Source organism: Streptomyces sp. 8P21H-1 (genome assembly GCF_013302945.1).
The window spans coordinates 1-364 of the sequence record NZ_JABTYA010000185.1; the positions used below are offsets into that span (position 1 = coordinate 1).

Consider the following 364-nt stretch of genomic DNA (forward strand, 5'->3'; position numbering starts at 1 on the left):
CACGCTGAGCGAACCGGAGGTGACCTGCGTGAGGCCGGCGATGGCCCGCCCGATCGTCGTCTTCCCCGATCCGGACTCCCCCACGAGGCCGACGACCTCGCCAGCGCCGATCGTGAGATCGACGCCGTCGACGGCCACGAAGCCGGGCCGACCGAAGCGACCGGGGTACTGGATNCGCGCCGCTCGGCCGCCTCGAGCTTCTGCCCGATGCGGGGAACGGCCTCCAGGAGCCGCTTCGTGTACGGGTCCTTCGGCGACGAGAAGAGCGTCTGGACGTCCGCCTCCTCCACGAGCTCCCCCTGATACATGACGGCGACCCGGTCTGCGAGGTCCGCGACCACTCCCATGTTGTGGGTGATGAGCA

Annotated in this window: 1 protein-coding gene and 1 pseudogene; both read right to left on the bottom strand. The window is 69.7% G+C overall.

The window, feature by feature from the left end; all coding sequences use genetic code 11:
- Nucleotides 1-138 (bottom strand): ATP-binding cassette domain-containing protein (locus HO151_RS07670; protein ID WP_368039401.1); only part of this gene is annotated, 138 nt, incomplete at its 3' end.
- A gap of 83 nt (nucleotides 139-221) precedes the next feature.
- Nucleotides 222-347: pseudogene (locus tag HO151_RS07675) on the bottom strand (methionine ABC transporter ATP-binding protein); the annotation flags it as partial.
- Nucleotides 348-364 lie beyond the last annotated feature (17 nt).